Source organism: Bacillus sp. mrc49 (genome assembly GCF_002803435.1).
Map to the genome: position 1 here is coordinate 1 of NZ_PHNG01000794.1, position 3,547 is coordinate 3,547.

Genomic DNA, 3,547 nt, shown 5'->3' on the forward strand with positions numbered 1-3,547 from the left:
AGTTCTTCGATTGCAATGCAATACGCCAAGTAGTCGCTCCCGATTCCCCCGTATTCCTCTGGCCACGGAATTCCCGTCAAACCAAGTTCGGCCATTTTATCAAAAATTTCACGGTCAAATCGTTCTTCTTCATCCCTCTCGGCAGCCGTAGGAGCCACTTCATTCTGCGCAAAATCGCGCACCATTTTTCTGATCATTTCATGTTCTTCGGTCAATTTAAACTGCATGATATTCTTCCCCTGCCCTTTTCGATGTATTTAAAGATTCTTATTGATGACCATTCTTTGGATTTCACTGGTGCCTTCATATATTTCCGTTACCTTTGCATCCCTGAAATAGCGTTCGACCGGATATTCCGTCGTATATCCATAACCTCCGAATACTTGGACAGCTTCTATCGCCACCTCGACAGCCGTCCTCGAAGCGAATAGCTTAGCCATCGCTGCCTCCTTGCCGCACTTCAACCCCTCTGAGCGTAAAAACGCCGCCCGGTAGACAAGTAATCTGGAAGCTTCTATGCCTGTGGCCATTTCCGCCAGCTTGAAGCCAATCCCTTGCTGCGATGCAATCGGTTTGTTGAACTGCACCCTGTCCTTTGCATATTGGACGGCATGTTCCATGGCACCCTCAGCAATTCCCAGCGCCTGGGACGCAATCCCGATCCTGCCGGCATCCAGGTTGGCCATCGCGATCTTGAAGCCTTCACCTTCTTTGCCAAGCAGATTGCCCTCAGGCACTTTCATATCTTCGAAGGTCACCTGCACGGTGCTCGAGCCATGAAGCCCCATTTTACGCTCGTCTTTACCGATGATTAAGCCAGGCGTCCCCTTTTCGACGATGAAGGCAGAGATTCCCTTGCTGCCGGCCTTGGGATCGGTCGAGGCAAAAACGATAAACACATCCGCCTCACCGCCATTCGTGATGAATACTTTGGATCCATTTATTCGATATAGGCCGTCTGCCTTTACAGCCTTCGATTTCAAACTCGCAGCATCGGAGCCGGAGCTTTGCTCGGTCAAGCAAAATGCACCTAAATATTGTCCTGCGGCTAACTTAGGCACATACTTTCGTTTCTGCTCCTCGGTTCCAAAATAAACGATCGGATTCGTTCCAACAGAAGTATGGACGGACAATATGACACCTAGGGTGGGGCTTACTTTGGAAATCTCGTTGATGGCGATGATATAAGACATGAAGTCCATCCCCGCGCCACCGTATTGTTCGGGGATCGGAATTCCCATCAAGCCAAGATCGCCCATTTTTTGCAGGATCGCTTTCGGAAACATGCCTTTTTCCATGGCCTCGATATGAGGGGCAATTTCTTTCTCCGCAAAATCACTTACCATCTTCCGCATCATTTGCTGTTCTTCTGTAAACTTGAAATCCATTCCTTCATTCCTCCCTAGCTGCAGATGCTTTTCAATGATCAGTTATATTCGTAAAAACCACGTCCTGATTTCCTGCCCAGCCACCCAGCTTTTACATATTTCCTTAGCAGCGGACACGGACGGTATTTATCATCGCCCAGCCCCTGATGAAGGGTTTCCATAATATATAAGCAAGTGTCGAGTCCAATGAAGTCAGCTAGCGTAAGCGGCCCCATCGGATGGTTCATCCCAAGCTTCATCACATCATCAATCGCCTCTTTAGCGGCAACGCCCTCATATAGCGTATAGATGGCCTCGTTGATCATCGGCATCAAAATCCGATTCGCTACAAAACCGGGGAAATCATTCACTTCCACCGGCACCTTGTTCAAGGTTTCGGCCATCTTTTCCACCCTTTGATATACTTCATCGGCTGTAGCAAGACCGCGGATGACCTCCACAAGCTTCATCACTGGAACCGGGTTCATGAAATGCATGCCGATGACATTGGCAGGCCTTTTCGTGCTGGCCGCTATTTCGGTAATCGGCAGTGAAGAAGTATTGGTGGCAAGTATGGCATGGTGTGGCGCGATTTGGTCCAGCTCAGCAAATATCTTCGTTTTTATTTCCATATTTTCCACTGCAGCTTCAATCACCAAATCCACCTCGGCTGCATTTTGCAAGTCAGTCGATGACGTCAGCCTGGAAAGGGCTGCATCCTTATCCTCGGCCTTCATTTTCCCTTTTTCGACCTGTCGCGAAAGGTTTTTGGTGATCGTTCCTAAGCCCTTTTCCACAAATTCAGCTTGTAAATCATGCAAGAGAACCTCATAGCCCCCCATTGCGCAAACCTGGGCGATGCCAGACCCCATCTGTCCAGCACCGATGACCATCACTTTTTGAATGTTCATGAAAACCCTCCTCATCATCTATGAAACTATCATCCTTGCTTTGGCACCTCGATTAAGATCGCATCTCCCTGGCCGCCGCCACTGCAGATCGCTGCTATGCCCAGTCCCCCGCCACGGCGTTTCAACTCATGCATGAGCGTGATGATGATGCGGGCACCGCTTGCCCCGATCGGGTGACCTAAGGCCACTGCACCTCCATTGACATTCACTTTTTCCGCCTCGACGCCGGCAATCTTCCCGCTGGCCAGTGCCACAGCTGCGAATGCTTCATTCACTTCGAATAAATCGATGTCTTCCACCGATTTGCCTGCCTTCTTCAGGATTTCATTTATGACCAAGCCAGGCGTTTTCGGGAAGTCCTTCGCTTCAACTGCCACTTCGGCATGTGCCAAAATATAAGCAAATGGAGCTTTCCCTTCTTTTTCGGCACGTTCCTCACTCATCAATACGAGAGCCGCCGCTCCATCATTGACTCCCGGTGCATTCCCTGCCGTTATCGTTCCCTCGTTATTAAAAGCTGGCCCTAATTTGGCGAGCTTCCCGGCAGATGTATCCTTTCTTGGTCCTTCATCATGTTCGATCGTAATCGGATCCCCTTTTCTTACCGGAACCTGTACGGCAACGATTTCTTCTGCCAGTATGCCTTCATCCATCGCTTTAAGCGCTTTTTGATGGCTATCGTAAGCCCAGCCATCTTGTTCCTCACGGGTAATTTCAAGATCCTCGGCCGTACTGTTTCCGTAAGTGCCCATATGTACCCCTGTGAAACTGCAGCTAAGTCCGTCGGATATCATCGTATCCTTCATCTGCGCATCGCCCATCCTTAAGCCCCAGCGTGCCTTCGGAAGAATGTAAGGTGCATTGCTCATGGACTCCATTCCCCCGGCAACAATGATGTCCTCATCACCTAAACGAATGATCTGATCGGCCATTGTGACACTGCGAAGCCCTGATGCACATACTTTATTAATCGTTTCCGTTTTCACTTCCCAAGGAATACCGGCATGTCGGGCTGCCTGACGTGAAGGGATTTGCCCTTGACCTGCCTGAAGCACATTCCCCATGATTACCTCATCCACCTGGCCGCCTTCGATTCCAGCCCGTTCAAGTGCCTCCTTGATCGCGATCCCGCCAAGCTGTGATGCCGTAAAACCGCTAAGGCCTCCGCCAAATTTACCGAAGGGCGTTCTCACACCACTGATTATCACTGTTTTTGCCATCCTTATTTCCTCCCTCTATGAAAATTGATTGAACGCTCGCTCAATTAAG

General features: G+C 49.7%; 4 protein-coding genes. All 4 read right to left on the reverse strand.

Annotated features, from left to right (window positions below):
• A partial coding sequence (locus CVN76_RS25580) for an acyl-CoA dehydrogenase family protein (protein ID WP_198512650.1) occupies window positions 1-227 on the reverse strand: 227 nt, incomplete at its 3' end.
• Window positions 228-257: 30 nt separating this feature from the next.
• Complete coding sequence (locus CVN76_RS25585; RefSeq protein ID WP_100533555.1) at window positions 258-1,388, reverse strand: acyl-CoA dehydrogenase; 1,131 nt, start codon at window positions 1,386-1,388, stop codon at window positions 258-260.
• A gap of 38 nt (window positions 1,389-1,426) precedes the next feature.
• On the reverse strand, window positions 1,427-2,278 hold the full coding sequence (locus CVN76_RS25590) for a 3-hydroxybutyryl-CoA dehydrogenase (protein WP_100533556.1): 852 nt from the start codon (window positions 2,276-2,278) through the stop codon (window positions 1,427-1,429).
• 29 nt (window positions 2,279-2,307) lie between these two features.
• Window positions 2,308-3,498 carry an acetyl-CoA C-acetyltransferase gene (locus CVN76_RS25595; protein WP_100533557.1) on the reverse strand — a complete coding sequence of 397 codons (1,191 nt, stop codon included), beginning with the start codon at window positions 3,496-3,498 and terminating at the stop codon, window positions 2,308-2,310.
• Window positions 3,499-3,547: the final 49 nt, after the last annotated feature.